This window comes from Nostoc sp. DedSLP03, from assembly GCF_034530815.1.
Lineage (GTDB): Bacteria > Cyanobacteriota > Cyanobacteriia > Cyanobacteriales > Nostocaceae > Nostoc.
Map to the genome: position 1 here is coordinate 1 of NZ_JAVRCK010000072.1, position 26,344 is coordinate 26,344.

The following is a 26,344-nucleotide window of genomic DNA, read 5'->3' on the forward strand; positions in this document are numbered from 1 at the left end:
GGCTGCTGATTTTATCACCCAGTCAGTTTAAAAGATGTTGGTAATGACAAGCCTTCAAAAGGGGGGAGTTAGTTTGCAGGGGAGAAAGGGTAAAGGCTTTATCTGCGGTGGAATCGTGCAAGCGATCGCCTAATTCTTTATCTACAGAACTAACAAGGGTTAAAAATAGAGCGTGCAGATGTCTACCTGTGAGATACTGTGGTGGAATGGGCGATTGAGGTAGCAAATTCAACACTAAACTATGAGGCATACTTTCTTTTTTTAGTTGTAGACTGAGTGCTTCTTGACTCTACAGTAAACTCAGGGATTTCCTGGAGTTCAGCATCACTCAAACTATACTGCTCACAAACGAGACTTAAGCGATTTCCTGGGGTTTTGACAGCGTTAACCGAATGAGTTAAATCACCTTGAAAATAAACTAAAGTATTGAATTGGGGCTTAACTTGCCCAAGTTGGCGTTTGTGCGATCGCAATACCAGTTCTCCCCCTTCCATATCCGCAGGTACGCGCACATAGAGAACACTAACAACCGCAGGCGGTTCAATGGTTTTGGAGTAGGAACGCAGGGAGCGATCGATATGCGGATCGACGCGGGAGCCTTCTTTGAGTTGTAAAGGATTGAGGTAAAAAGCATTACAACTTGGTTGGAGAGCCAAATCGAGGTAAGGCTTGAAGTAGGGAAACTGCTGTTCTACTTTTGCTAATCCAGAACGCTGAAATACTACAGAAAATCCTTTCGTGGCGACAAAATCGCGGTTGAGGTTGTTGATAGCAAAGTAAGGACAAGCTTGGATTTCTCCCCACAAGTTGTTGAGGTAATCGCTGGGGAAGGCGTTGGTTTGTTGTTGATAGTGTTTCACGGGTGGGGAGCGATCGCTGAATGTGGTATCTAAAATTTTAAACACTATCGAGTAATGATAGTAGTATTCTTTTAAGTGAGAAAAACTACGTATGGATAAAGACCAATGAGAATTGATAATTACAATGCAGCAAAGGCACTAACTGAAAAACTGAAAGAGAACTTACCAATTAAAGCACGAGCAGGTAAGGAGTTTTTGAAGACATTAAAGCAAAAAGGAGTAAACGCCGATCCAGACAGAGAATTTGAAATTGATTTCGTTGGCTATTCAGGAGATGAAGGCGGGATTATGTGCGGACTAAAAGAGCCAAATAATCCCGATAGTACAGAAAAATATGTTTCTTCTATTACTCATCTAAAGATTGATCCTAATCATCCTCTAGCTGCTGAAGTGCAAGCTTACCAACGCCAGCGAATACGTAAGTTAATGTTGCAAGATTCCAGAGATTTTAAAGCAGAGTTAATGACAATAGAACCTCGAAAAACTAAAAAGCATAGTAAAGGTTTTGGGAAGTGATTAATTCCGAAAACGATATTCCATCCGAACTGGAATTTTTAAGCTTTGAATGCCATCAAATTGATAGTATTGACCTCGCATTTGGACATTCTGAATTAAGCTAACTGGAGGCATATTCACAACGTCATAGCTCATCACTTGATTAGTGAACATTACATCTAATGGATTTAATGGATGTGTACAAGTGAATATACCTTCAGCAATTTTAGGTTTTGGTAATTGTTCTACTATCACTTCAGCCTTGCTCATCCATTTACCCAAGCGAATCCACTTTGTTAGTTTGAGTTCTTTTTGCGAAATGACAAAAAACTCAAATCGGCTTTCTGGGATTATATTTCAGACGATTTCCAAAGCCGCGATCGCAAGTGACTAAACATCTACCCTCACGGCGACAAACCCCAATAACTTCGGGATCGGGTGCAGAACTTAAGCCTTGTCCTGGTACTGTTGCAACATCGTGTCCTGCTAATTGCAATAAAGTTACAACGCGCAAGTCGATATTTTCATCTAGCTTTAATTTCACGCACTTGCTTCCTTTTTTTTTGTCAAAGGAAGTTCCACAAAAACATCCCGCGCCATCTCTGCACCGTAGGCGATACAAGCCAGTATATCTTCTCTTTCTATGCTTGGATAAGCTTCAAGAACTTCTTCAATTGTTGTACCACCAGCTAAATAATCCAAAATTAGAGAAACCCAAATACGATGTCCGCGAATGCACGGTTTACCAAAACAAATATTCGGGTCGATAGAAATGCGAGAAAGCAAATCATTGTTAGTCATGTAGCTTCACCTCTAATAGCCTCTAGTTCTAACATATCCATCCTTCATCGTCTTTTGGCTTCCAATGCCAAGTTAAGGTTTCCAACAACAGCGCATCTTGTCCAAAAATAATGGTGTAGTGAGGCTTTCTATCCTCTGGTTCATCTGTGATAGGGTAAGCTTGAAAATGCATAGGTAATCCGAGAGTGGCGCGTAAAAAGTTGCGATCGCGATCTGAAATGAAGCACACTAGTTTACGTCTACTCACAGCATCACTAATTTGGTTGATACCGTAACCGTGTCGTTGCGAAATCTCTAAACCTTGTAGTTCGTGTTGTTTATCTGGTAGAACTTGCACCTTACCAGATTTAGCTAATTCTCTCAGATTCCCTGGATAATAGAAGTGCCAATCTTCTCGTACATCCCGATAGCCTTTGAACTTTAAATAACACAAAGCTTTATCAAAGCGAGTAGTAATTACTCCAGCTTTATCGGCTTTTTCCATAAAGCTATTTTTATCCCATAACTCGAAAATAAAGTTATTGAGAATGCCAGGAAGATTATACATTTTAAATCTTTCTGTTTCTGGCTCATCTGGATTTGTTAAGTCATAAATTGCACAATCTAACTGACTACTTCCCCGAAAACTTCTAGCCTCATCAATAATTTTTGTTTTTCCTTCACTCTGACAGCGATAAAACTGTGCATTCATCTGTTTAATGCTAATTCCTAAAGCATTTTGAACACTAATACCAAATTTCTTAGCTACCTCTGGATATTTCTCTTTCATGTGATGGTTTCCTTGCAGCTTTGAATAGATATAAGCTGACTGTATACCACCCCATCGCTGAGGATATCGCTCGAACTGATTTTTAAATGTCCAAAATTTATCAATGGTATTTTTAAAACTAATGCGGTCATAAGTTTCACCATCTTCTAAAGGATGGGATTTATCTGCAAATAGCCTTGCAACAAGAAAGTTAGGTACTAAAGCGTAAGCTTGATAAATTTCAAAACCTTTATGTCTGCCAAGTCTACCAAATCGTTGAATAAAGTTCCCCGCATCAAAAATAGCTGCTGTTAATCGTCTTATTTGCGGATCTTTCTGAGGTTTAAAAATATCTTTGTATCCTTGAACCTGTTTTTCTTGATCTCTTGCTAACTCGTTTGTTGGATACATTGCTAAAGTCGGCGTCCTACTTGTCATAGCCTGTAAATAAGCAGCCAAGCTTTTACCATCTCCAGTCATTGCAGTGTTGAAAATTACCTCAATACTTGGATTGCGTAATGCCTCCAGAGTTGCCACTTGATGCCAAGATAGTGACCAATTATTAGGTAATTTCACGTCATCAGGTGTAGGAACGGTTTTAGAATAAACAGGTTTGAGATTTATGCTGTAATTTTCAGACATATCCTTTAAGTTGCTACGTCAATGCTTGATTTATCGGAACTTTTATGCAAAAAGAATGACAGATTTAGTAAATCTAATCAATTTCTGCCACCAATGGTGGCAGTTTTATATATGTGCTAAATAGCACCCACAAATTTCTGCAACCATTGGTTGCAGTTTTTTAGATGGGTATAAAAACTCTCCAGGCTATTTCTCGCACCAATGGTGCGAGTTTTTCACTTTACTTAAAAACTGTCCGTAACTCGTTGTTATTCCCTATAATGCCATGCAAAATAGAAGTTGCCAAGATATATCCGTATAAAAGTGTCCGTATAAAATATGAGTCGAAAAGGTCAATCTATTACACTGTCGATATCAGAACGTGATAAAGCGGAGCTAGAAGCGATCGCCTTAGAATTCGGTATGATGTGGGGCGATCGCCCGAATATCTCTAAACTGATAGAAGCGATCGCTCAACGTAAGTTACTCATCGGTAACAATAACGATTGGAAAGAACCACGCATCAGGGCATTACATCGCTGTATCAATGCGTTGACAGACATCGGGCAAATTGAACAAGCCCAAATCATTGCAAACTTACTTCTCGAACGCAGCGAATTATCATTACCGTTGCGAGGCGAAATCGAACGTTTCTTAGAGAATTTACCCCCACCTTGGCGCTTAGAAATAGATCGCTACATCTTACGCGAACAACCATTTCAGCTTTCTTATCAAGATGCAGCAGAGCGTGTGTTTAATTTTACCGTTCGTTATGCCAAAGTTACACCCCATGAAAAGCGGCAATATCTTGATTGCTGGTGTGAAGAGACAGAAGGAAATTTTGATGTACCAGAACTGGTTCACAACTGGAGTTTGCGATTAGACAGGATTACTGAAGCTGCTGTCATGCCAATTTCTGGTGAATGGCGATTTAATTTGGCTGAGATAGAAGTGGAAATGCATCTATTTGCAGGTTTGGCTTTTGCTTATCAAGCTAAACCAGAAGACAATATTAATGAGTGGATACCAGATAAAGCACGAGTCCGGCGAGTTGTTAGGCGAGTATCTAGTACATTTTGGTTTATACGGGAAGTTATGCAGTATGCGCCAGATTGTGTAGTGATATTACCAGAGAATGTGCGCGATCGCCTTAAACAAAAACTCCTCACCCTCTGCCAGTTATACGATATCGAAACCAGGAGTTAAGTCTTGTGGGATAGGCATCTTGCCTGGCTGGTTGTCAAAGTGTCGAAACACTGCCTCCAGCCTTTCTTTGTAAAAATTCTTTCTGTTGAATAACCCATTGGGGCGGATTCTAGCAGTTGTAGCAGGAGTGAGCGGTTTCCTTTTGGGAGCAGTGACGATGCTATTATTACGTCGCAGGACTAAGCCGCGAACCGAAAGGACATAGTAAATAAAGTGGGAATAAGTACCTATCAACCCAGTAAAAATATTAGCTTTCATCGCCGTCTCAAAGCAACCCTAGTAGTTTTATTAGTCTGGGGTGGCGTGAGTTTGCTGCACTGGCTACCACCAACACAATGGTTGATGCTGGGATTAACGGCAATCCTGACTGTGCAAACGTTACGGATGCTGTTAGCCAAACCAGGGGCGGCGGTGATAGAGAGTGAAATTTATTTACCGCCAGTCTCGATTTTAGTTCCGGCTAAAAATGAAAGTCCAGTCTTGGCTAATCTAGTTTACTGCTTATGCCAATTAAATTATCCCAGCGACTCCCTAGATATCTGGGTTGTTGATGACGGTAGTACCGACGAAACCCCCCAGGTTTTGAAAGAATTACAAACTCAATTTCCAGCTTTACAAGTTCATCGACGGGAATCAAAAGGTGGTAAATCCGGCGCATTGAATGCGGTGTTTCCCTTTACCCAAGGAGAGATTATCTTAGTCTGTGATGCGGATGCTCAGTTAAAAGCCAATTTTCTCCAGCAAACAGTACCTCTGTTTCATCAGCAAGCGATCGGTGCAGTGCAAGTGCGAAAAGCGATTTCTAATGCTAATACCAATTTCTTAACTTGTTGTCAGCAGATGGAAATGAATTGTGATTGCTTTCTACAAACCCATCGCATTGCTATTGGTGGAATGTCTGAACTGCGCGGTAATGGAATGTTAGTTTGTCGGGAATTGTTAGAAAAGTGTCAAGGTTGGAATGAGAACACTGTCACCGATGATTTGGATCTTTGTTTCAAACTCTATTTAGCAGGTACGGAAATTGAGTTTGTTACAGTTCCATCAATTCAGGAAGAAGGTGTAACTACTTGGGAAAAACTTTGGAATCAACGCTGTCGTTGGGCTGAAGGTGGCTATCAGCGTTATCTAGATTATTTTCCGCAAATTCTGACTTTAGGTTGGGCAAAAGAAATTGATTTAATATTATTTTTTATATTGCAATTTCTTCTACCAATTGGACTAATACCCGACTTACTTTGGACAATTTTTTATAGCCATCATCCAGTTCTGTTTCCCCTCCAGACACTACTTAGCATCATTTTGACAATTGCCTTTATTGCTGGACTTTACCAATTTCAAAATTTACGAGGATGGTCTTTGATTTGGGCAACAATTCAAGGGTCATTATACATGCTGCATTGGATTCCTGTGATGATTGTGGCCACTTCAAAGATGTGTGTGCAGCACGAGCGATCGCTCTGGGTAAAAACTGAACATCGGGGAGGAGTTCATTGAAGGAAAATTATTTAGTAAAAAAAGGTTAAAGGGAAAGGATTTTGAGTTTATTTACCCTTTTCCCCGACAAATGCCAAGAAGTCTAATCAAAATGTCACAGCTTCTAGACATAATCAAGGGTGGTTAATTCGTAGAAGCTGCGATCAAACTTGGCGCTTTTTTGATGAGATGAGATATTAGCTAATTTAATCCATCAGATGCTGCTGTACTTGGGAAACTAGTTCATTTGTCCAGTAGTTGGCGAGTTCGGCATTGGCTGCTTCCACCATTACTCTGATCACTGGTTCTGTGCCAGAGGCGCGAACCAAAATTCTGCCGGAATCGCCCATTGCAGCTTCAGCAAGAGCGATCGCTTGTTGCACAGGTTGGCAATCTTGCCATCCCAAACGGCGATCGCGATCGACAACGCGCACGTTCCGTAACAATTGTGGATAGGTTTGGAAGCTTCGATCTACTAATTCGCTCAAGGGAACACCCGCCTCTCTCACCAAAGATGCTATGTGTAATGCGGTTAACAAGCCATCCCCAGTCACGGCATAGTGACGGCAAAGAATATGCCCTGATTGTTCGCCACCTAGCATTCCCCCAGTGCGCTGCATTTCTGCTTGCACGTATTGGTCGCCAACTGCGGTACGAATTAAGTTACCACCAATTTGCTGCCAAGCTTTTTCAAAGCCTAAGTTGGCCATGACTGTAGATACAATCAAGTTGTCTGGCAATTGTTGGTTTTGTTGTAAGTGTCGTCCCCACAGGTAGAGAATGTAATCGCCGTTAACTTGCCTGCCTGTATTGTCTACTGCTAAGACGCGATCGGCATCGCCATCGAAGCCAAAGCCGATATCGGCGTTGTGTTCTTGTACCGTTGCTGCCAGAATGTCTAGGTGCGTGGAACCACAGTTAACATTAATGCGATCGCCATCTGCCTCGTTATGCAAGCAGATTACCTCCGCTCCCATTTGGGTAAATACTGATGGTGCTAACCCAACTGCGGCTCCCCACGCCAAGTCTAAAACAATCTTCATTCCCTGAAGATTCAAGACACCGTTTAAGGGCTTTTTCAACGCCGAGCTATAATCTTCCACTAACTCGAAACGTGAGTAATGCCGTCCGCAATTACTGACTCTCGCGATCGGTGATATCTTGCCACGCAGTCCCGCTTCAATTTCTGTCTGCAAGATTTGCGGCAACTTCCCACCATTGCCAGCAAAAACCTTAATTCCATTGTCTTCTGGAGGATTATGGCTGGCAGAAATCATCACTCCGCCAATGGCATCACTGATGCTGGTGAGATAGGCAACGCAAGGAGTGGGACATAATCCCAAATACCAAACCTCTAACCCCGCTGCTGTTAACCCTGCACTCAAAGCCATTGCCAGCATATCGCTGGAGTTTCTAGAGTCCTGTCCGAGAATGACTGGCCCTACTTGAGTAGCATGGTTACGTAAAACAATCCCCGTCCAAAAACCCACTTGCAATGCTAGAGGCGCATTCAGTAATTCTCCGACTCGTCCGCGAATCCCATCTGTGCCAAATAAGGGATTTGCTGGTAATGGGATTAAATTCAGTCCAAAACTGCTCTCAATCCCTTTGCCCAATCCCTCAACTTCAGAAGTAGAACCTCCAGAAATGCCCGATGTCCGAGTTATAGATGAAACCATATTTTTAAACACTCCACACAATCACACTGAAAAATAAATAGCACTTAAGACTTTATTCAGCAATTTTGACATGCTTTTTCTCTTTATAAATTCATTTTAGATCGAGCCACCTTTACGTAATAATACTGAATTTTTCTTTCTAAGATTGTAAATCTTTGATAAAGTCAGTATTGGTTTTTACTTTATTAGTAAAGTCTCCACATCTTAGCTGATTATTCCTTTTCTGCCGACAACTTTCGTTTTGATTTTTATCTGTATTAGTTCACACTCGATCATGCTATCACCAAGTTAATATGTAATAAATATTACTTCTGGTAAATTGCAAAATTTTTTATCCAAGCTGAGAATGAAAAAGATTTAGCTAATACAACAAAAAATCAAAATCCTCAAATCTAAAATTCTGTTTTCTTAGCCTTATCGCTGTGTAAAAAACTACAAAATCACCGCAGCTTAAAAAATTTTAATATAAATTCTCATCAAATAGTTTTAAGGTAACGTTTTAATGGCTTTTTTAGCCGTTAGTGAATTAAAACTCCGGCAGTTAACTTTTTAAAGTTGAGAAATTTAGCATGAGCAGCAATTTAGCAACCAAATTACGTGTAGGCACTAAGAAAGCCCACACAATGGCAGAAAATGTTGGTTTTGTCAAGTGCTTTTTAAAAGGAGTAGTGGAAAAAAACTCTTACCGGAAACTTGTTGCTAACTTCTACTTCGTCTACTCAGCGATGGAAGAGGAAATAGAAAAGCACCGTCAGCACCCAATAGTTTCTAAAATTAACTTTCCTCAGCTAAACCGCAAGCATAGCTTAGAGCAAGACCTAAGTTATTATTTTGGTGCAAACTGGAGAGAGCAAATCAAACTATCTCCCGCAGGTGAAGCTTATGTACAGCGCATCCGAGAAATATCTGCTACAGAACCGGAATTGTTAATCGCCCATTCATACACTCGTTACATAGGTGACTTATCCGGGGGACAAATTCTCAAAAATATTGCTGTTACAGCGATGAATTTGTCTGATGGACAAGGAACAGCCTTTTATGAGTTTCCAGAAATTCCTGATGAGAAGGCATTCAAAACCAAATATCGGCAAACTTTGGATGAATTACCCCTTGACGAGGCGGCAACCGATCGCATCGTTGATGAAGCTAACGCCGCCTTTGGCACGAACATGAAGCTATTCCAGGAATTGGAAGGTAATTTGATCAAGTCGATCGGTGTGATGCTGTATAATAGCCTTACACGGCGTCGTACACGTGGTAGTACTGAACTCGTCACAGCTGAGTAATCGTGTTGAGATTGCGGAGTCTGGTGTGTGGAGTCATAAATTCAGATAGCCTGATGAAAGGTAATTCATAGGTGTTTCTGGCGAAAGAGCGATCGACGCTCAAAATATTTAGGGGCAATAGCCTTGTGACTGCTTTTGAGATGTGAAAGTAAGCATGGGGAGATTGCCCCTCAGTTTTGATTGGATTGGGAATTGGGAAGATATAGCAAGGGACTGGGGACTGGTGACTGGGGATTGGGTGAAAAGTCTTGTTGTGTCTAAGTTTTATCATCTGTTAATGTCCTAACCACGAAGGCTTGTGCTATAAGTATCTGGATTGAAAATTCCAAGCAAATTTTGAAATATTTTTTAGTTTAGTAGTTTACACTACCACATATTATCAGTATCGATGCTTTGTCGAGTTCTGACTGAATCAGGCTGATAACCAGCAAATATCAAATAATAAAATACTCAGTAAAAGTCGGCAGTATTCCATTTTGGAATACGGAAATGGAATTTAAGTATATCGAGTCACGACATCGAAAAAATTGTCGCGATCGAGTCCGATTAATTAAAAACTACGGTAATACGATAAAGTTGTAGTATATTACCACCATCAGAAAATTGTCTACTTGTAAACTCTAAATAGTTTCCAGCCGCTCTCAAGCTTTCGATTTTGACTAAAATTTTGCCCGATCGAGTTTTAGCTGATTTGTTAGCGATGACAAATTAGGCTTTGTTACATCACTTGCAAAGTGAGAAAAATAACCAAGCAGTTTCAATACAAACGCACAATTATGGTAGATATTAAGTTCGCATACTGGATTCCCAACGTTAGCGGGGGGTTAGTTGTGAGTAAAATTCCCCAACGCACAGATTGGACTTATGAATACAATGCTCAACTAGCTCAGACGGCTGAAGAAGTTGGATTTGAATATGCTCTAGCACAAGCCAGATTTATCGCTAGCTATGGCGCTGAGTACCAATTAGAGGCATTAACAGCTGTGTCGGCTCTAGCTCCTGTCACCAAGAAATTGAAATTGATTGCAGCAGTTCACCCTGGATTGTGGCATCCGGGAGTAGTTGCCAAAATGGGTGCAAGTATTGATTTTCTCTCTAACGGCCGATTTGCTTTGAATGTAGTTAGTGGTTGGTTCAAAGATGAATTCACTATATATGGTGAACATTGGTTAGACCATGACGAACGCTATCGTCGTTCAGAGGAATTTATCCGCGTTCTCAAGGGTTTGTGGACTGAGGATGAGTTTCACTTTAAAGGCGACTTTTACCGCATTAACGGCGGTTGGGTGAAGCCTAGACCAATTAATCAGAATCCTCACCCAGAGATATTCCAAGGTGGTAACTCCAAAGCAGCCAGACGGATGGCTGGCCGCGTCTCTGATTGGTATTTCATGAATGGCAATACCATAGAAGGCGTGAAAGAGCAGATTGCAGAGGTGTCTGAATTAGCGAGTCTTGAAGGACGCACAATTAAGTTTGGTTTGAATTCCTTTATCATCGTGCGAGATACGGAAGCAGAAGCGCATGAAGTATTGCACGATATTATTGCCCAAGCTGATGTGGAAGCGGTAAAAGGATTTGGCGAAGCGGTAAAACAGGCGGGAGCTTCAACTCGTGAACGTCAGGGAATGTGGGCAAATTCCAATTTTGAAGACTTGGTGCAGTATAACGATGGTTTCCGATCGGGGTTGATTGGCACAGCTGAACAAGTAGCTGAAAAGATTCGCCAGTTCCATGAAGCGGGAGTCGATCTAATTCTTGGTGGCTTCTTACACTACACAGACGATCTTCCAGCATTTGGTAAGACAGTAATACCAATTGTGCGCGAACTTAAATCTAATCCTCGGACAGCTGATGAGTTGGTTGGAGTGTAGATTAACAGCAACATTGTAGGAGCGGGTTTTGTGGATTGAAGCTGTTGTAGATAACAGCTATATCTGAACGGCACTAAGAAAAATCCAAAGGCTGTCTCATAGTAGTGGCGATTATGAGTCACTCAATCACAATCAAGGAGTTTTACTATGACATCAGTAATTGATGCTGACCAGAAGGCGCATATTATTCAAGATGACAAAGAAGCGATCGCGATCGCTCACGAATTAGCAGCTGAGTTTGCCAAGGGAGACTCAGAACGCGACCAAAATCGACGTTTACCTGCTGAGGAAGTAGAAAAGTTCTCCCAGAGCGGATTGTGGGGAATTACAGTCCCGAAAGAGTATGGCGGTGCTTTTGTATCGAATGCCACCCTCGCAGAAGTAGTTAAAATCATCTCCGAAGCTGACTCTAGCCTCGGTCAAATTCCCCAAAACCACCTCTACATGGTGGAAGCAGTCCGGTTAGATGGTACAGATGAGCAGAAGAAGTTCTTCTTTGATTTGGTTCTCCAAGGAAAACGCTTCGGTAACGCCTTCTCGGAAATTGGCACTAAGTCTGTGACTGATGTCCAAACAAAATTAACACCAGATAACTCTGACTTCGTACTCAACGGACGTAAATACTACTCTGCTGGGGCACTATTAGCACATTGGGTTCCCGTGATTGCCAGTAATCCAGATGGTAAGACAGTGGTGGCATTTGTCGAAAGAGATGCCGAAGGATTAACCCTACTCGATGATTGGACAAGCTTCGGACAGCGTACCACTGCTAGCGGCACTACGATTATTGAAAATGTGAAAGTTAAGGCAGAACACGTGATTCCGCACTACTTGGCTTTTGAAAGGGCAACACCAATGGGTGCGATCGCCCAAATCATCCAAGCCGCCGTAGACGTGGGAATTGCTAAAGCCGCAGTCCGTGACACCATCTACTTTGTCCGCAACCATACTCGTCCTTGGGTTGACAGCAATTTAGAAAAAGGCTACGAAGACCCCCTGACGCTCTATAACTTAGGCAATGTCCAAATTCAAGTTCACGCTGCGGAAGCATTGCTGCGACGTGCAGGCGAATTTATCGACATCGCCAACGAGTCAGGCTTAGAAGAACCCAAGGTAGTTGAAGCATCAATTGCAGTTGCCGAAGCCAAAGCCTTAGCCACCGAAGCATCACTACTAGCTACCAACAAACTGTTTGAACTAGCAGGTACTAAATCCACATTAGAAGAATTCAACTACAATCGCCACTGGCGAAATGCTCGCGCTCACACACTCCACGATCCCGTGCGTTGGAAATACTATGCTGTTGGTAACTACTTCCTCAACGGTGTCTATCCCCCGCGCCATCCTTGGTTGTAATTGCAGCATTTTCTACTGGGGTGAAGCTTTCAGAATTAACATTTACCAGAATGCTTTACCCCTGATAAGAGACTTCCAAATAAAAAAATATCCCATCGCTTTGACGGCAGGGGGCAGGGGAGGCAGGGGGGGCAGGGGGGGCAGGGGGGGCAGGGGAGGCAGGGGGAGAAAAAATCATTTTGACTCAGTGAAATTGGATAATTTATTTATTGGAGTCCCTAAATTTATTGATTTGTCATCCCCTTCAATCAAACTCCGCCAAATATTAGCGAGTTCTTCATAATTTTTCACTTATTCGGCAGATGTTGCTTTTTGTTCCAACTCCTCTACCGTTTGTGCCACACTGATTTCAGGAATTAAAGCCAAACCTAAACTCAACAATAACGGGAATATTTTCCGGCTTACCATAGACTTTCAGCTTAAAATAACTAAGTCAATCTTCAAACCAAGCTTAATCTCAGTATTTAAGTTTGTAACCCGTAAAACTTCTCATACTGAGTAAATCAGGCAAAAATATGGCTACGAAAATTCCTGTCACAGTAATCACAGGCTTCTTGGGTAGTGGAAAAACCAGCCTAATTCGCCACCTGCTACAAAATAACGAAGGACGGCGCATTGCCGTTTTAGTCAATGAATTTGGCGAACTTGGTATTGATGGCGAATTGTTAAAATCTTGTCAAATTTGCCCCGAAGATGGTAATGGTGACACTAATATCTTTGAATTAACCAACGGCTGCTTATGCTGCACCGTGCAGGAAGAGTTTTACCCGACGATGCAAGAGTTAATTAAGCGGCGGGATAGCATCGACTGCATTTTGATAGAAACCTCTGGTTTAGCCTTACCAAAACCCCTGGTGAAGGCTTTTCGTTGGCAAGAAATTCGTAACGCCGCCACTGTGGATGCTGTAATTACCGTGGTAGATTGTGCGGCGGTTGCAGCCGGGACATTTGCTAGCGATCCAGATGCGATCGCAGCCCAGCGACAAGCAGATGATAATCTAGAACACGAAACACCCTTGCAAGAATTGTTTGAAGACCAACTTGCTTGTGCAGACTTGGTGGTGTTAAATAAAATTGACTTGGTAGATGCCGAGACAAAAGCCAGAGTTGAGGAATTGATTAAGCAAGAATTGCCCAGAGTGGTGAAAATTGTCGAGAGCGATCGTTCTCAACTAGACGCATCTATATTATTAGGATTCCAAGCGGCAGTTGAAGACAATTTAGATTCTCGTCCTAGTCATCACGATACCGAAGAAGACCACAATCACGATGAAGAAATTACTTCAGCTAATTTAATTTTGGATCGTACCTTTGACCCCGAAAAGTTGCAACAGCAGTTGCAAACATTGGTACAACAACAAGAAATTTATCGGATTAAAGGCTTTGTCGCAGTGCCTAATAAATCCATGCGCTTAGTGATGCAAGGTGTGGGAACCCGATTTGATAAATTTTACGATCGCCCCTGGAAAGCAGAAGAAGCTAGGCAGACGCGCTTAGTTTTCATCGGGCGTGATTTGAATTCTTCAGAAATTGAATCACAGCTTGTAGCTTTATAAGTTAGGAGTTAAGAGTTAGGAGTTAGGAGTTAGGGACTTCCAATTAAAAAAGTGTTCCATCGCTTTGAGGGCAGGGGGCAGGGAGCAGGGGGCAGGAGGCAGAGGGAAAGAAAGTCGTTTTGATGGGCATGAAATGGGATAATTTATTTTCTGGAAGTCCCTTAAGTGGAACTAATACACGGTGGCGGAAATTTACCTACCTTTAACGAATGGCAACTCAAAGCTCGGAATTTTTTACTCTCAACTCCTAACTCCTAACTCCTAACTTAAACCCTCACCCTTCACTTTACAAATATATGACGATTTCTCAACTATTTAACGTTGCCAACCTTTTCGTATTACCATTTTGGGCGTTGATGATTTTATTGCCGAACTGGAAAGTTACACGGTGGATAATGTCATCATATCTACCCTTTGTGCTGTTAGCAGGAACATATTTATATTTGTTTATTAACAGCATTACTCCAGAAAATGCTCAAGCTTTATCAAATCCTCAATTAGCTGATATTGCACGGTTTTTTGCAGACGAAACAGCTGCGGCAACAAGTTGGATTCATTTTTTAGTGATGGATTTATTCGTCGGTCGCTGGATTTATTGGGAAGGACAGAAAACAGGTGTTTGGACAATTCACTCTCTGGCTTTATCTTTGTTTGCTGGGCCTTTGGGATTACTATCTCACATTTTAACTGACTGGATTACTAAGAGATTTTTCCCAAAGTTTCAGCAGAATGAAAAGGCGACATTAGTAGAACAAGAAGTACCATCAACTGGCACATAGCAGTAGGGGCACGCATCTGTGTGCCCCTACTAATGATAATTGCTAATAGTTTACTTCCATTACCAATTATCTCATTTTTAAATCATTAGCTGTTACCGTGTCTATAGTCAGCATCTATCCAGCAGCGTGGTAGAACTTCACCTGAAGGAAAAACAAGATTTTGTTTTTTAAAAGTTTCAGGTTGCTGTTCTTCTTGACCTTCTTGGTCTTTTGCCTGAACAACATCAGTATTCGGGTCAATTAATTCCTGAATTTCAACAATTTTTACCAATTCACCGCTATCTTTGACTTGTAAAAGCATAGAAATCGCCTCAATAAGTTTGCATGAAAGTTAAGAGCAAGTTTAAGATAAACTCATGCTCGTCTCAACCAATTTAGAAGGTCGAGATTCCTTAATTGCTAAAGGAAATTTTTACCAGATATGAACACATAAATTACACAAAATTAATTTATGTGTCTCTGTGGTTTTTATCTTTATAAAATTGGCGCAACAAATTAATCCTCATTCAGCATTTCAAATAAAATTAGAGAATACTGACCGAGAAAATTATCTAATTCAAATAATCTTGGTTGTAGATATTAGATTTCGCGTTGATATTTTTCTAAAATATCAACTAATGTTACTTGGCATTGCAGTGGCAGTAAATCACTCAAAGGAAGTTCGCTTCTACCGCCGCCAATTTTTATTGGAATCGATCCCAAGACTTGTAAAACTTGGTCTTCATTAACAGCGTCGGAAGTAATTAAAGGATACAGTTGCTCGGCAACAACTGTATGCAGTTTGGCATTAGATAAATAAAGATGCCATTTGGCAATGTCTATGTAGACATTTTCGCCAATTTCAGCTGCTAGGGCTTCCAGTAGTTCTGTGGTGTTAGTCTTTGCCATAAAAATAACCCTACGTTAAGAAAAAGTGCGAAATCTCAAGCTTTTTACATTATCGCTCAATTAATAGGCTGATTCTACTACCACAGGTTACAATCGCCCCAGCATCAGTAATCCGTCTTCAGGTGGATTTAGGTGGAGTTTCGCTGTAATTAGCGATCGCACTAATATAAATCAGATGCACTAATACTATTCCTGTCCAACTGGCAGTAAACAACGGCAGCCAGTCCCAGGTAGTGTTTTTCAAAATATGAAAAAACCATAAGCCAGAATTAATCATAGCTGCGATCGCCACATGGACGGCAAAATTCATCCGGTCATCAATCTTGCGGTAATCAGGGTCTTTGCGATCGGGTTTGCGAGGCCAACGAGGAGGCATAAATATTTGTTACAGATTTAAATACACCCTACTCATTCTAAGGTTTTTAGTGCAGTCGTTGCTATTAGACTTCTAGAAGCAGTCATAATTAAATTGCAAGTCAAGAGCCACTGGGTTAAATCCGATGACGATCTTTGAGCAAATAGACCCCGATCTCCTCTATCCGGATAGCGACGGCAAACCAATGGCAGACAATACAGAGCAATATCGTTGGATTGTCCTGATTAAGGAGAACCTAGAGATTCTATTTGCTAATAATGACAATGTTTTGATTGCAGGAGATTTGCTTTGGTATCCCGTCCGTTCTCGGCTGATTACACCGACTGCACCTGATGTGATGGTTGTCTTCGGTAGACCAAAGGGTAAACGTCGTTCTTATCGTCAGTGGCAAGAAGACAATATCCCGCCGCAAGTAGTCTTTGAGATTCTTTCTTATAGTAATGATACCAAGGAGATGGAGCGCAAGCTGGAGTTTTACGATACCTATGGTGTTGAAGAATACTATTTATACGACCCTGAAAGTTTTCAACTAGATGGCTGGTTGCGGCAAAACAACCATTTGAATAAGCTATGGCAAATGGATGGTTGGGTCAGTCCCCGTTTAGGAATTAGATTTCAAACTGGGGAAGGGGAGTTAGTAATTTACCGTCCAGATGGACAGAGATTTTTGAATTCCCTGGAACTCAATCAACGAGCTGAACAGGCTGAGTTATTGCTAGAACAAGAACGTCAACGCACTGAACAAGAACGCCAACGCGCTGAACAGTTAGCAGCATATTTGCGTAATCTCGGCATCGATCCTGATAATCTTCTGTAACTGGGGAACAGAGGGGCAGAGGAGCAGGGGAGCAGGGGAGCAGGGGAGCAGGGGGAGAAATCAATTCAAAATTCAAACATTTTAGAACTTCTGCCTCCAGCATAGCTGCCTTCTGCCTCCTCTTTCCCAATGCCCAATGCCCAATGCCCAATGCCCAATAGCTTATTACTCTGTCGGCGAATAATCTCCTGATTTTCCGCCACTCTTACTGATTAAACGAATTGATTCAATTTGAATCGACTTTTCTAAAGCTTTTGCCATATCGTATAAAGTCAAAGCAGCGACAGAAACGGCAGTTAAGGCTTCCATTTCTACACCTGTTTCAGCTTTAGTTTTGACTGTGGCTTGAATTTGATAACCCGGTAGTTGGGGATCGGGTGTAATTTCGACTGCGATTTTTTGCAAAGGCAACGGATGACACAGAGGAATTAAAGTGGCTGTTTGCTTGGCTGCCATAATCCCAGCCAATCTTGCAGTTGCCAATACATCCCCTTTTGGCACATTTCCGGCTTGAATGGCAGCGAAGGTGGCTGGCAGCATTCGCACATTAGCAGCTGCTACTGCTTGGCGAATGGTGGGTGCTTTATCAGACACATCAACCATCTGTGCTTGTCCTTGGGGATCTAGATGGGATAAGGAAGCAAAATTAGCTGGAAAATTATCTTGCACCATTTGGTTAAAACGTGTTAATATAGATTGTCGGTGAGGGCGTGTAGCTCAGTGGACTAGAGCACGTGGCTACGGACCACGGTGTCGGGGGTTCGAATCCCTCCTCGCCCGTTTTTAAAAAGTTAAGATTTGAAAGTTAGGAGTGATGAGTTAAATTTCATCGCTCCTAACTTTTAAGTTTTTCAAAGCGTAGGCATCTGGAGCTAGACCTAGTGCAAAGCACAGTGAGTTGGATAGGTTTTTGCTCGACTGGGTGAGGAAGAGGACAAGTGCTAGAGAAGTGATTGCAGCACCGTAGCCAAACATATCGCGGTAGCCTACAAGTTCTGCAATGATACCCAAAAGAGGAGCAGCGATCGCAATTCCTAAATCAAGTCCGGCTATACATATAGCAAAAATTTTCCCCCGTTCTTGCGGCAGTGAACGATCTGCCATCATCGTAATCATCATCGAGATCAGTGTACCACCACCAGCGCCTTCGGCGATCGCAGCCAGTAAGAAAACGATCGCGCTGTTAGCTTGCCACAGCAGTATTAACGCCAAAACGTAGCAAAAAATCCCAAAGGTAATAAACAAACCCCGCCCGAAGCGATCGCTTGCTTTACCAGCAAATATCCTGATACTAAAACTAGAAATTGCCGCAGCTGTAAAAAACAGTCCGCCATTGAAGTCTACTTCAGTGGATTTGAGGAACAACGACACAAAGGTATGTACAGCACCGACGGACAAACCAACCAGCAACATAACTATAGTTGGAACTCTCACCCGTGGGCTGAACAAAATTTGCCAAAATTTGCGATCTTCTCCCTCTGTCTGCTCCTGCGTTTGCACTGGCGGATTCGTAACTTGTAAAATCTCTAAGAGGGCGACAAAACCTAATTCGGCGGATAACAGAAATAATATCCCGTAACCACTTGTAGCTTCTAAATACCCACCCAAAGCAGGGCCAATAGCTAAACCAAGGGGAGTTGCTAGGGTCATGTAACCAATGATTTCACCACGAGTTTCGGCGGGCGCTAAATCTGCAACTAAGGCACTGTAGCCAGTGGTAAAAGCAGCAATACTAATGCCGTGAAAAATCCGCACCAGGATCAACAGCCCAATAGATCGGGTTGACAAGTAACCAAAGGGTGCGATCGCAGCTACGATCGTACCAATCAACAAGACAATTTTGCGACCGCGTTCATCGGCTAATCGTCCCAGCATCGGGCGAGATAACAATAACCCAATGGCAAAACTGCCCATAACAAGACCAATTTCTTGCTTGCTTGCGCCCACATCATCGATGTAAAGCGGTAGAGTTGGTAAGAGCGAAGACAGGCTCGACCAGAATAATAAACCTGCCGTAAATAAAATCAGCATATTAGCACGTAAAATCAATGCTTTTAGCCCATAAATTATAATAAATGCTCATTTAATGCTCAAATATAATATTTTAAGTAATAAATTAACTATTGAGAGTATAAATTATTACTAATTATCAATGCTCAATATATGCTCATACACTTCTAACCTCAAAAAAACTCCAAGTACGACTCTAACTCCATCTCACACCTTACCACACAAGGATTACAGCCATTTTCCTCACTAGGGGGTATATTCTTAATTCCTGGTACATTGCATCATTCCCTTACCAGTACTAGGTTATAGAGCATTTTAGGCATTAATCAGAGTATCGTGAGAGTCATTATCACTCGTTATTGAGAATGAGTAGGAAAGTAGTACAAAAATATTATTTTTATATCTATATGTCTGTTATCTCCTGAAAACTCCAAGTACTACTCCAAGTATTTTGAAAATATGTACAAAAAAAGGACTCTAGATAGAGTCCTTACTATTAACTAAGCTTTTGAGTTATCTATTCCCCCAACAGATACATCACCTCTTCTAGCTTTTGTTTAGCTATGTAGAGATTGAGAAGCTTTTGTTGTTCCCATGATTGAGGCGGATGAAGTGAACGTCTTTCCATCGTGATTTTAATAAGCGCTGCTTGTTCATCAGTTGGGGAATTCATTTGATCGAGTGCAGCACCGATATTTTGGAAAGCTTCAAAACTTAACCGTCTTAATCCCCTACCTTCTTGCATCTGGTTAAGTGCGATCGCAGGGAAGGCTATAAGTGAAGTAACGTAGCTAGTCTTATATCCAGCGTTCCCAGTAGGCTTAAGACCGTATCGACGGCACAAATCGCGTAACTCTTGGATAGTTTTGATTTCAAGTTCCGTTCGTGTAAACATAGAGTAGCCATTTTCTAAAAGTGGTATCGGTGGTGTACTGTTTTCCAAGACGTGTGTCACCACCGATTTAAAACTCTATTCGATAGCTTCCTATCGATTCAACTTATATTTACGTTTCTACATAAATGCCTAACCCCAAGGGAACACCTGAGAATTTGCAGCCAGGGAAGAGAAAAGGTGAAGAACCGCTAACCGAAAAAATGAATATACGCATGACAAAATCCATGAAGGAGGAAGTACAGCAACAAGATGACCCTCCTGAATTTTGTAGAGAAGCTATTCAAAAAGCACTGGATGAAAAGAAAGAAAGGCAACAGTAATTAGAGCTTTATTTCTAACATTCTGTCCAAACTACAGATAGTTGAAAAGCAATATATATAAAAAATTTGAGGCTAGGGTTAGAAAATTGACCCTAGCCTTTACCTACTCGCGTATTTCAAGCAAGAGTTTCCAGCGGCTAGGGCGATTGCATGATTTTATAACTCTATAAAATATTACTCATTTTCCATAGTAAAGATTTTCCTCACAGTTTCTTGTCCTATTAAAGTTTCAATTTCCTCATAGTCAGATAAAGTAAAGCCGCATTTAGAACAAACGAACGCGTTAAGCGATGGATATGCATTAGTAAGAACAGATACTCCAAAGTCATCGCGATCTACATCTATATCCCAATCAGTTTCAACCAAAGCTTTGCCATTACAAATAGGACAATTATATATATCATAAGTAGCTTGACAAGGAATCAAACTTTTTTGGTCTTTTAATAATTGTATTTTTTGGCAAGTAAGCTTTTCATCATGTAAATAAAGTCTTTTTAAAAAATCTAATCTTTCCTCCAACTTTAAAGCTTTAGATTGCTCGTATGCATCTCTAAAATTTTTCATGACTTCCCATGTATTTTCACCAAAAATTTCTACAGGACTTTTCTTGAGGCACACCGAACAAATTAATTCAGATATAGATGTCACGTTGGCTCTAATACGTTTTTCTGTTTTACCTAAAGAGAAATCACCAGAGCCATGAACCAAGAAATTCCTATCATTAACAATTTCCTTTATATTGTGCATTTCCATTTTTAGCTCAGGAAATATCTTCACCAACCTATCAAAGCCTTCTTGTAAAGTTACTGTATTTTTAGAGCCATCTGTATTTTTAGCTCCAATTCTTTTTCCTTTTCTAAAATTTAAAACATCTTGGAACTCTACTTTCTGTAAAACCATAAGTTGATTTTCTTTCTCTAATACATATTTAATAAATTTTTCAAAGCCAATAGCTATGAGTATGCATCCCGATATAATTGAAATGTCATCTTTTTCTGGACTTAATAAATCTAGCCCTTGCTTGTATAAGCCAATAGCAGAATCAAAATATTCTAAATATTTTTGAGTAGACATTGTATTACTTTTGTAAGTTAGACAGTAAGGAATCTAAATTTTAGTATTCCCTATACAATGCCAAAAACTATAAATCTCTAACAGGGAAATCAACTATTGAGAGTATGGACAAAGTGTATAAATGTCGCTAAAAAAACTAATCGGTGGCTGAATGCTTTACTGTAGATGCTTTTAGGTAAATGTCGTCTTAGTCCATTTCCCGACATTTTTATCAAATGTATGGGTTTCGATAGTGAACTAGGTTTTGGGAATACTACACCTAGTCCTTCCTTAAGATGGTGTACTTTATCATGAATATGCAAGTAAATATACTTGGTGCATTCAGTCAGCTTAACCAACTACTGCCAGAACAAGCAGAAAAAATCAAATCTTTCATTTCTGAAACGTTTAATTATGAGCCGAAAATTGGCATTTTGGGTAAGACAGGTGTAGGTAAGTCAAGTCTCTGTAATGCTCTTTTTGGAAAAGATGTTGCACCTGTCAGTCACGTTGAGAGTTGTACACGCGAAGCTCAGGAATATTCAGTACGCGTAGGTTCAGGAAATATTAAACTAGTTGATTTACCTGGTGTCGGTGAAAGTCGAGAGCGAGATATAGAATACAAGGCTTTATATTCTAAACAGTTACCAGAATTAGATGTGGTTTTGTGGGTTCTAAAAGCTGATGACAGGGCTTTTAGTTCTGATGAAGAGTTTTATCACAATGTCATCAAGCCTCACTTAGTACAAGGTAAGCCTTTTATCATTGTGCTTAACCAGGTTGATAAAGTTGACCCCTCCTGGGATTGGGACAGAAAAAACTGTATTCCTGGGCATCAACAGCAAGAAAATATTGATGCCAAGATAAAATTTGTTGCTCAAAAGTTTGGTATTGACAGCAAAACCGTTATTCCTGTATCGAGTGCTGGTAAATATAATTTGATAACGCTTGTAGAGACAATCACCTATGCAATCCCCAAAGAGAAAAAGGTAACGTTTGTGGATTCTGTAAAAGAGGAAAATCGTTCAGACAAAGCTAAGGAGGAAGCCAAAAGAGGTTTTTTTGAAGCATTGGGAGAAAATATCGGAGAATTTATGTTCGGAGAGGCAGGTAAAGATTTTGGAAAAATCGCAGGGGATTTAGTTGATAAAACTAAGATTGGTGTGATGGTTAACAATATTGCCAAAATATTTTTTAGCTGGTGGTGATGGTTAAAATATAACTATTAAGCTTTTGTGTGAGCATGGCTACGTTATTTGTAGCTTCCAAGTGTTTTGGTGGAGTTATTAAGCTTGTCTTCAAGCTCAATCGGATGCACGGCGACAGCATAGCCAAGCCTGCCGCCGCTCCCAATACCTGCTATTCGTTCTGCTAATCACTTCAACATCTCCTAATCGTATATTTCTACGGTTATTCAAGTATTACTTTAAAAACCTTCAATAAGAAAAGACCTCAAACTACTAGAGGTCTTTTCTGTGGGAGAAAGTTTGATTATTTATTTATCATCATCCCAGTAGCTATTGTTTGCTTGAGAACGTCCTCTCTATGGGCAAACACTAATTTGTTAGTTGTTTTCTGCATTGTTTCTTTCCTCTACAGTTGAAGATGAAAAAATTTCGTATTGTTGATCGGGTGTAGCGTGTTTAGTGACTATTGCATCAATTATTTCTTTCGGCATTCCGTCCAATACATCATTAGCGTGTGTTGCTATCTCTAGTGCCCATAATTCTTTCGGCATTTGAGAGCAACCAGACAATATCTCAATGGCATAACCTAACCCAATTACATTGAGTACATATTCTTCTTTTGTGACTTGTACAAAATTCTCGTTACTCATGTTTTTCGTTTCCTTTCATGAACAATTTACTCAACTTTTCCTTGTCTTCGTCTGTAAGCTTACGAGTTTGTTTTCTCGCTCTACCTGTTAAAACAAAAATCCAGTCTTCTTTTTTGATTCCAGATATATAAGATAAAACTTCAAAAGCTTCATTTAGTGAAAGCAGCAACCGACAATAAACCATCAAATCTATTGTTATTTTTTCTCCATCCATCCTTTACTTGTTAACCTCCATCCAAGTCTTGACATGATAATGATGATGTCTTGTTGTCGTGGGTTAATTTCTAACTCCCCTCTGGCGTGATGATACGCAATTCTGTTTTTTAACTTTTGTGGACTGATAACTAAACTTATCCCTGGTTTCCCCTTCTCAATTAATTGTTGGTTAAGTATTCGCTGAGTTCCTACTTCTTCCTCAATAAATTGTTTTAAATGTTCTGTTGTTGCTCCTAACTGCGAAAATATGTGTTTATCTGCATATTTCCAGTAACTATCCATGTGGCTTATAGCTTCGCTCGGAGATTTCCAAGTACCAAGAATTAAGCCAGTTACCATCAAATCCACCGTAATTACCCATTGATTGCTACTCATTTGATGAGTAAATTCTTTCTTGCCTTTCCTGGTAAGCATTGACCGATATTTTGCATAAAGTTTGCAGTTATCGGTATTGTTCCAGAAAGAGTAAAACTTCTCTTCTATTCCTTCCCAGTGAATCGAATCAATATCTAACTTATCAGTGAAGATATCAAAATCTTCATACAGCTTTCTCTCTTCACTATTAAATTCTTCAAAAGATTTATGAGGAATTACTAGCAATCTTCTATGTAATTCTTCAAAGTCAGGGCAAAGATGAATATCATCAACAGAGCTAATTATCTTGGGTGAAAAAACAAAAAATTCTTTGTTAGTTCCATCCGGTTGAGCGATTGAGATTTTATCACTTGCTCTTGAATAACCAAAAAGGAGTAGCTGATAAATTCTCTCATCTCTTTTGAGAGTAGAAATATGTAAGTTATCCCATGCTAATATTACTCCTTCCTTCTCCATCTCTTTTTCTGCGGGGTCAATCCACCTCATGCTATCCAATGCATTACGAATAGCTGAGAATGTATCAGTTGAAGAGAAAGTTTGATTTTTCCCGTGTAATTTATTGGCGAATATTGCTGTTGTACTCTTACCGCTACCTTTCCCACCCCAGCTAAAAAGTATAGGTAAAATTAACGCCCACTTACTAGGGATTAAGATGTAAGTTGCAAGGATTGGGAGCATTAAATCTCGCTGAGGAAGCAAAACAGACTGAGATAAAATGCTGCGTACATTTTGATAAAGCGTTAAATCATCATTCCATAACTCTTCCCAAGATTCCATCTCTTGCTTATAAAAATCATTTGGGTCGAGATAGATTGCTGTCTCTTGAGTCATTATGTGTATCCCTTGTGTTGATTCTACTTGGAGTAGTACTCCAAGTAGATTGGAGAAGACTAAGACATTAAGGAGGTACAAAGGTCAAATACTACTTGTACTTCTTCTTTGTTCTCAGCAATAGAGAGAACATCAGCTAGTTGTGCTAGGTTTTCAACCGGAATGCTGTCATCCATTTTATTGATTTGCTCACAAACAAAAGCTAATCTATCTCGCAACCTTTCAAGCTCTGTTTGTGCTGGTTTTCCACTGTAACCACCCTTGTTACTAAAACCTTTCGGTGGTTGTACATCTTCAGGTTTTATATATTGTGGTTCTGCTACTGGGTCAAATATGGCTGACATCTTTAACATTTGATTTAGCACGGTTTCATCAATCTGTTCCCCTGCTAAACCAATCCCAGTAAGAAACATCTCGCACATAGGGTCATCTTGCAGCTTGATAAACCCTGAATAAATTACACTTGGATCGCGTGCATCTAACATCCAACATATCCACTTTTCAAGTCTGGATTGTGCAACGTTGACCTTATTTTTGTCTTTGTCCTCTTTCTGGTAATCCTTTTTTGCAACCTTCATCTTTATAAGTTGCGGTTCAAATTCCCAATTTTTATCACCAAATTTATTTATGTTGGTGAACCTTGTAGCGTATGCAAACAAATGATAAAAATTATCATCTGAACAAAAGCCCAATTCTGCAAACTCAATAACGCTGTAAACTTGTGTCCAGTCGGAGCTACCAACGAGAGCAAATTTATCATCTTTCTTCGGTTCAATGTAGTAAAAATCTTTCATTGTTTTATTGCTCCTTCCTTTTTTTCAACTAACTGCAAGCAAGCTTTGTAGAGTATCTCTGCATGACACTTTTCATATCCATCAGGAACAGGTAAATAATTTTGGATGTCGATACACCAACAACCAAGAGAAGTATATTTACCTGACTCAATTTCCTGAGAAAGTAAAACAACTCTTGATAAGTACACTTTTTCCCAGTCTTCAAGCCCGATGAACTTTAACCCAGAATTGTAGTGTGGAACAAGCTTTTCGAGTAACCAATGCCTGTAATTGTCGAGTGCAGCTTGTGGGGTGCTTGTGTAATACCTTACTTGTCTACCATTTTTGTGACTCCAAGGATTACCAAGCCCTAAAGCTTTGCCTGAACGACCAACATATTTAACCGTTGAATCATCCCACAAATCATCTCGGTTGAACATTGAGATAATATTCATCTTTCAACTCTTTTATCTCTGCAAATGGGATTGTGTAAATGTTTGCGGTTCCAATCTTCCAGCGTTTATCGCTAATGATTCTTAGCTCTTGGAATCTTCCCGGTAATGTTCGCTGAAATATTCTAAGCAACTTACAAAAATTGCTTAACGCTTCCTTGTCTGCTAATATCCACCGTCCTTTAACTTCATAAAATACTGTCAGGTTGCTAGTTTCAACCATGAAATCAATATTCCAAGTTAAAGCAGGAAATAAAAAATTTGCTGGTAAAATCTCTATCGTGTGTTGTCGCTTGACGTTTTCCGCACCGTACTTTTTGCAAAGTTCCCCGTAAACTTTAAACTCAAGAATGCTGTCCCAAAATTGAAGCTTTTTTTTCTGTGCTGTAGTTAGAGGAGAGCCAGCAAGAAAAGTTTCTCCGGTAGCAGGATTAATCCAAAATGGTTTATTGTTGCACTTGCTTTTTTTTGTTGTCCCAGAAGCTGTACGCTTTGCTGACAATTTTTTGCCAATCATTGTATTTCTGTGGTTGCAGTTTTTCTAAAGTTCTCGCTATGTACTCGATCACATAGCTCTCATCAAATTTCACGACCACAGCAGTGTCAATGTATCTGCTTTCACCTTTAATCTTGGTTACTAATCTCATCTCGTAACCTTGCTCTGTCAGCATTGAAGGGTGAAGAGAGAATCTGTAAGGATTTCCGAAAATTTCTGTCCAGTGTATGCGCTTCTCTTCCATGTCTCCACCTCTTAAGTTAATTTT

Annotated in this window: 30 protein-coding genes, 1 tRNA gene and 3 pseudogenes; 12 read left to right on the plus strand and 22 right to left on the minus strand. The window is 40.4% G+C overall.

Annotation, left to right across the window (positions count from 1 at the left end; genetic code table 11):
- Nucleotides 1-64: 64 nt before the first annotated feature.
- Both RM368_RS27435 and RM368_RS27440 read right to left on the minus strand, forming a co-directional pair.
- A pseudogene (locus tag RM368_RS27435) lies at nt 65-250 on the minus strand (CRISPR-associated endoribonuclease Cas6); the annotation flags it as partial.
- Nucleotides 240-860: a 2OG-Fe(II) oxygenase gene (locus RM368_RS27440; RefSeq protein WP_322697024.1), complete on the minus strand. Its 621-nt coding sequence runs from the start codon at nt 858-860 to the stop codon at nt 240-242. The gene RM368_RS27440 and the pseudogene RM368_RS27435, both read right to left, overlap by 11 nt.
- 105 nt (nt 861-965) lie before the next feature.
- On the opposite strand from RM368_RS27440, the gene RM368_RS27445 reads away from it, so the two are divergent.
- On the plus strand, nt 966-1,376 hold the full coding sequence (locus RM368_RS27445; protein WP_322696978.1) for a hypothetical protein: 411 nt from the start codon (nt 966-968) through the stop codon (nt 1,374-1,376).
- Here the strand turns inward: RM368_RS27445 and cas5d are convergent.
- The 4 genes and pseudogenes from cas5d to cas3 form a co-directional block, all read right to left on the minus strand.
- A pseudogene (gene cas5d / locus RM368_RS27450) lies at nt 1,377-1,709 on the minus strand (type I-D CRISPR-associated protein Cas5/Csc1); the annotation flags it as partial. It lies immediately after the preceding gene.
- Nucleotides 1,702-1,899, minus strand: a pseudogene (locus RM368_RS27455) (DUF5615 family PIN-like protein); the annotation flags it as partial. The pseudogenes cas5d and RM368_RS27455, both read right to left, overlap by 8 nt.
- On the minus strand, nt 1,896-2,156 hold the full coding sequence (locus tag RM368_RS27460; protein ID WP_181932505.1) for a DUF433 domain-containing protein: 261 nt from the start codon (nt 2,154-2,156) through the stop codon (nt 1,896-1,898). The pseudogene RM368_RS27455 and the gene RM368_RS27460, both read right to left, overlap by 4 nt.
- Before the next feature lie 28 nt (nt 2,157-2,184).
- Entirely contained in the window at nt 2,185-3,546 is a 1,362-nt protein-coding gene (gene cas3, locus RM368_RS27465; protein WP_322696979.1) for a type I-D CRISPR-associated helicase Cas3', read from the minus strand.
- Between the two features lie 318 nt (nt 3,547-3,864).
- Between cas3 and RM368_RS27470 the strand changes: the two genes are divergently transcribed.
- Both RM368_RS27470 and RM368_RS27475 read left to right on the plus strand, forming a co-directional pair.
- Entirely contained in the window at nt 3,865-4,731 is an 867-nt protein-coding gene (locus tag RM368_RS27470) for a WYL domain-containing protein (RefSeq protein WP_322696980.1), read from the plus strand.
- A 213-nt stretch (nt 4,732-4,944) separates the two neighbouring features.
- Nucleotides 4,945-6,228 (plus strand): glycosyltransferase family 2 protein, encoded by a 1,284-nt coding sequence (locus RM368_RS27475; protein WP_322696981.1) that lies wholly within the window; start codon nt 4,945-4,947, stop codon nt 6,226-6,228.
- 185 nt (nt 6,229-6,413) lie between these two features.
- Here RM368_RS27475 and glmM read toward each other — a convergent pair whose 3' ends face one another.
- Nucleotides 6,414-7,886, minus strand: coding sequence for a phosphoglucosamine mutase (gene glmM / locus RM368_RS27480; protein WP_322696982.1), 1,473 nt, complete (start codon nt 7,884-7,886; stop codon nt 6,414-6,416).
- A gap of 569 nt (nt 7,887-8,455) precedes the next feature.
- Here glmM and RM368_RS27485 point away from each other — a divergent pair.
- Nucleotides 8,456-9,172, plus strand: coding sequence for a heme oxygenase (biliverdin-producing) (locus tag RM368_RS27485; protein ID WP_322667120.1), 717 nt, complete (start codon nt 8,456-8,458; stop codon nt 9,170-9,172).
- Here the strand turns inward: RM368_RS27485 and RM368_RS27490 are convergent.
- Nucleotides 9,159-9,443: a hypothetical protein gene (locus RM368_RS27490; RefSeq protein ID WP_322696983.1), complete on the minus strand. Its 285-nt coding sequence runs from the start codon at nt 9,441-9,443 to the stop codon at nt 9,159-9,161. The two genes, RM368_RS27485 and RM368_RS27490, sit on opposite strands and share 14 nt — an antisense overlap.
- A 505-nt stretch (nt 9,444-9,948) precedes the next feature.
- Here RM368_RS27490 and sfnG point away from each other — a divergent pair.
- From sfnG to RM368_RS27510, 4 genes are all read left to right on the plus strand, one after another.
- The gene (gene sfnG / locus RM368_RS27495; RefSeq protein WP_322696984.1) at nt 9,949-11,046 is read left to right on the plus strand and encodes a dimethylsulfone monooxygenase SfnG; all 1,098 of its coding nucleotides are present in this window, start codon (nt 9,949-9,951) and stop codon (nt 11,044-11,046) included.
- 147 nt (nt 11,047-11,193) lie between these two features.
- Nucleotides 11,194-12,402 carry an SfnB family sulfur acquisition oxidoreductase gene (locus RM368_RS27500; protein WP_322696985.1) on the plus strand — a complete coding sequence of 403 codons (1,209 nt, stop codon included), beginning with the start codon at nt 11,194-11,196 and terminating at the stop codon, nt 12,400-12,402.
- Between the two features lie 515 nt (nt 12,403-12,917).
- Nucleotides 12,918-13,958, plus strand: a complete 1,041-nt coding sequence (gene cobW / locus RM368_RS27505; protein WP_322696986.1) for a cobalamin biosynthesis protein CobW — start codon at nt 12,918-12,920, stop codon at nt 13,956-13,958.
- A gap of 296 nt (nt 13,959-14,254) precedes the next feature.
- Nucleotides 14,255-14,737, plus strand: coding sequence for an ABA4-like family protein (locus RM368_RS27510; protein WP_322696987.1), 483 nt, complete (start codon nt 14,255-14,257; stop codon nt 14,735-14,737).
- A gap of 85 nt (nt 14,738-14,822) precedes the next feature.
- Here RM368_RS27510 and RM368_RS27515 read toward each other — a convergent pair whose 3' ends face one another.
- The 3 genes from RM368_RS27515 to RM368_RS27525 form a co-directional block, all read right to left on the minus strand.
- A complete protein-coding gene (locus tag RM368_RS27515) occupies nt 14,823-15,038 on the minus strand; it encodes an acetyltransferase (protein WP_322696988.1) in 216 nt (71 codons plus the stop codon).
- A gap of 278 nt (nt 15,039-15,316) precedes the next feature.
- Complete coding sequence (locus RM368_RS27520) at nt 15,317-15,625, minus strand: DUF3181 family protein (protein WP_322696989.1); 309 nt, start codon at nt 15,623-15,625, stop codon at nt 15,317-15,319.
- A 118-nt stretch (nt 15,626-15,743) separates the two neighbouring features.
- Entirely contained in the window at nt 15,744-16,001 is a 258-nt protein-coding gene (locus tag RM368_RS27525) for a hypothetical protein (RefSeq protein WP_322696990.1), read from the minus strand.
- Between the two features lie 124 nt (nt 16,002-16,125).
- Between RM368_RS27525 and RM368_RS27530 the strand changes: the two genes are divergently transcribed.
- Nucleotides 16,126-16,818, plus strand: a complete 693-nt coding sequence (locus RM368_RS27530; protein ID WP_322696991.1) for a Uma2 family endonuclease — start codon at nt 16,126-16,128, stop codon at nt 16,816-16,818.
- A 165-nt stretch (nt 16,819-16,983) separates the two neighbouring features.
- On the opposite strand, the gene moaC is transcribed toward RM368_RS27530, so the two are convergent.
- Nucleotides 16,984-17,487: a cyclic pyranopterin monophosphate synthase MoaC gene (gene moaC, locus RM368_RS27535; protein WP_322697025.1), complete on the minus strand. Its 504-nt coding sequence runs from the start codon at nt 17,485-17,487 to the stop codon at nt 16,984-16,986.
- Between the two features lie 37 nt (nt 17,488-17,524).
- On the opposite strand from moaC, the gene RM368_RS27540 reads away from it, so the two are divergent.
- Nucleotides 17,525-17,598 (plus strand) — tRNA-Arg (locus RM368_RS27540).
- Nucleotides 17,599-17,637: 39 nt separating this feature from the next.
- Here the strand turns inward: RM368_RS27540 and RM368_RS27545 are convergent.
- Nucleotides 17,638-18,849 (minus strand): MFS transporter, encoded by a 1,212-nt coding sequence (locus RM368_RS27545; protein ID WP_322696992.1) that lies wholly within the window; start codon nt 18,847-18,849, stop codon nt 17,638-17,640.
- Between the two features lie 496 nt (nt 18,850-19,345).
- Entirely contained in the window at nt 19,346-19,786 is a 441-nt protein-coding gene (locus RM368_RS27550) for a hypothetical protein (RefSeq protein ID WP_322696993.1), read from the minus strand.
- A 62-nt stretch (nt 19,787-19,848) separates the two neighbouring features.
- Here RM368_RS27550 and RM368_RS27555 point away from each other — a divergent pair, with 62 nt between their 5' ends.
- Nucleotides 19,849-20,043, plus strand: coding sequence for a hypothetical protein (locus RM368_RS27555; RefSeq protein WP_322696994.1), 195 nt, complete (start codon nt 19,849-19,851; stop codon nt 20,041-20,043).
- A 174-nt stretch (nt 20,044-20,217) separates the two neighbouring features.
- Here RM368_RS27555 and RM368_RS27560 read toward each other — a convergent pair whose 3' ends face one another.
- On the minus strand, nt 20,218-21,117 hold the full coding sequence (locus tag RM368_RS27560) for a hypothetical protein (RefSeq protein WP_322696995.1): 900 nt from the start codon (nt 21,115-21,117) through the stop codon (nt 20,218-20,220).
- Between the two features lie 290 nt (nt 21,118-21,407).
- Here RM368_RS27560 and RM368_RS27565 point away from each other — a divergent pair, with 290 nt between their 5' ends.
- Nucleotides 21,408-22,304, plus strand: coding sequence for a GTPase family protein (locus tag RM368_RS27565; RefSeq protein WP_322696996.1), 897 nt, complete (start codon nt 21,408-21,410; stop codon nt 22,302-22,304).
- 356 nt (nt 22,305-22,660) lie between these two features.
- On the opposite strand, the gene RM368_RS27570 is transcribed toward RM368_RS27565, so the two are convergent.
- Genes RM368_RS27570 through RM368_RS27600 form a run of 7 tightly spaced genes read right to left on the minus strand, consistent with a single transcriptional unit; the run spans nt 22,661 to nt 26,320 of the window.
- Entirely contained in the window at nt 22,661-22,933 is a 273-nt protein-coding gene (locus RM368_RS27570; RefSeq protein WP_322696997.1) for a hypothetical protein, read from the minus strand.
- On the minus strand, nt 22,926-23,147 hold the full coding sequence (locus tag RM368_RS27575) for a hypothetical protein (RefSeq protein ID WP_322696998.1): 222 nt from the start codon (nt 23,145-23,147) through the stop codon (nt 22,926-22,928). Before RM368_RS27575 ends, RM368_RS27570 begins: the two co-directional genes overlap by 8 nt.
- Nucleotides 23,129-24,355, minus strand: coding sequence for a hypothetical protein (locus tag RM368_RS27580; RefSeq protein ID WP_322696999.1), 1,227 nt, complete (start codon nt 24,353-24,355; stop codon nt 23,129-23,131). The genes RM368_RS27575 and RM368_RS27580 overlap by 19 nt, the downstream gene beginning before the upstream one ends.
- A 59-nt stretch (nt 24,356-24,414) precedes the next feature.
- Nucleotides 24,415-25,149 carry a hypothetical protein gene (locus tag RM368_RS27585; RefSeq protein WP_322697000.1) on the minus strand — a complete coding sequence of 245 codons (735 nt, stop codon included), beginning with the start codon at nt 25,147-25,149 and terminating at the stop codon, nt 24,415-24,417.
- Nucleotides 25,146-25,583: a DUF4326 domain-containing protein gene (locus RM368_RS27590; RefSeq protein ID WP_322697001.1), complete on the minus strand. Its 438-nt coding sequence runs from the start codon at nt 25,581-25,583 to the stop codon at nt 25,146-25,148. Before RM368_RS27590 ends, RM368_RS27585 begins: the two co-directional genes overlap by 4 nt.
- Nucleotides 25,552-26,097: a hypothetical protein gene (locus tag RM368_RS27595; protein WP_322697002.1), complete on the minus strand. Its 546-nt coding sequence runs from the start codon at nt 26,095-26,097 to the stop codon at nt 25,552-25,554. Before RM368_RS27595 ends, RM368_RS27590 begins: the two co-directional genes overlap by 32 nt.
- Nucleotides 26,027-26,320, minus strand: coding sequence for a hypothetical protein (locus RM368_RS27600; RefSeq protein WP_322697003.1), 294 nt, complete (start codon nt 26,318-26,320; stop codon nt 26,027-26,029). The genes RM368_RS27595 and RM368_RS27600 overlap by 71 nt, the downstream gene beginning before the upstream one ends.
- Nucleotides 26,321-26,344: the final 24 nt, after the last annotated feature.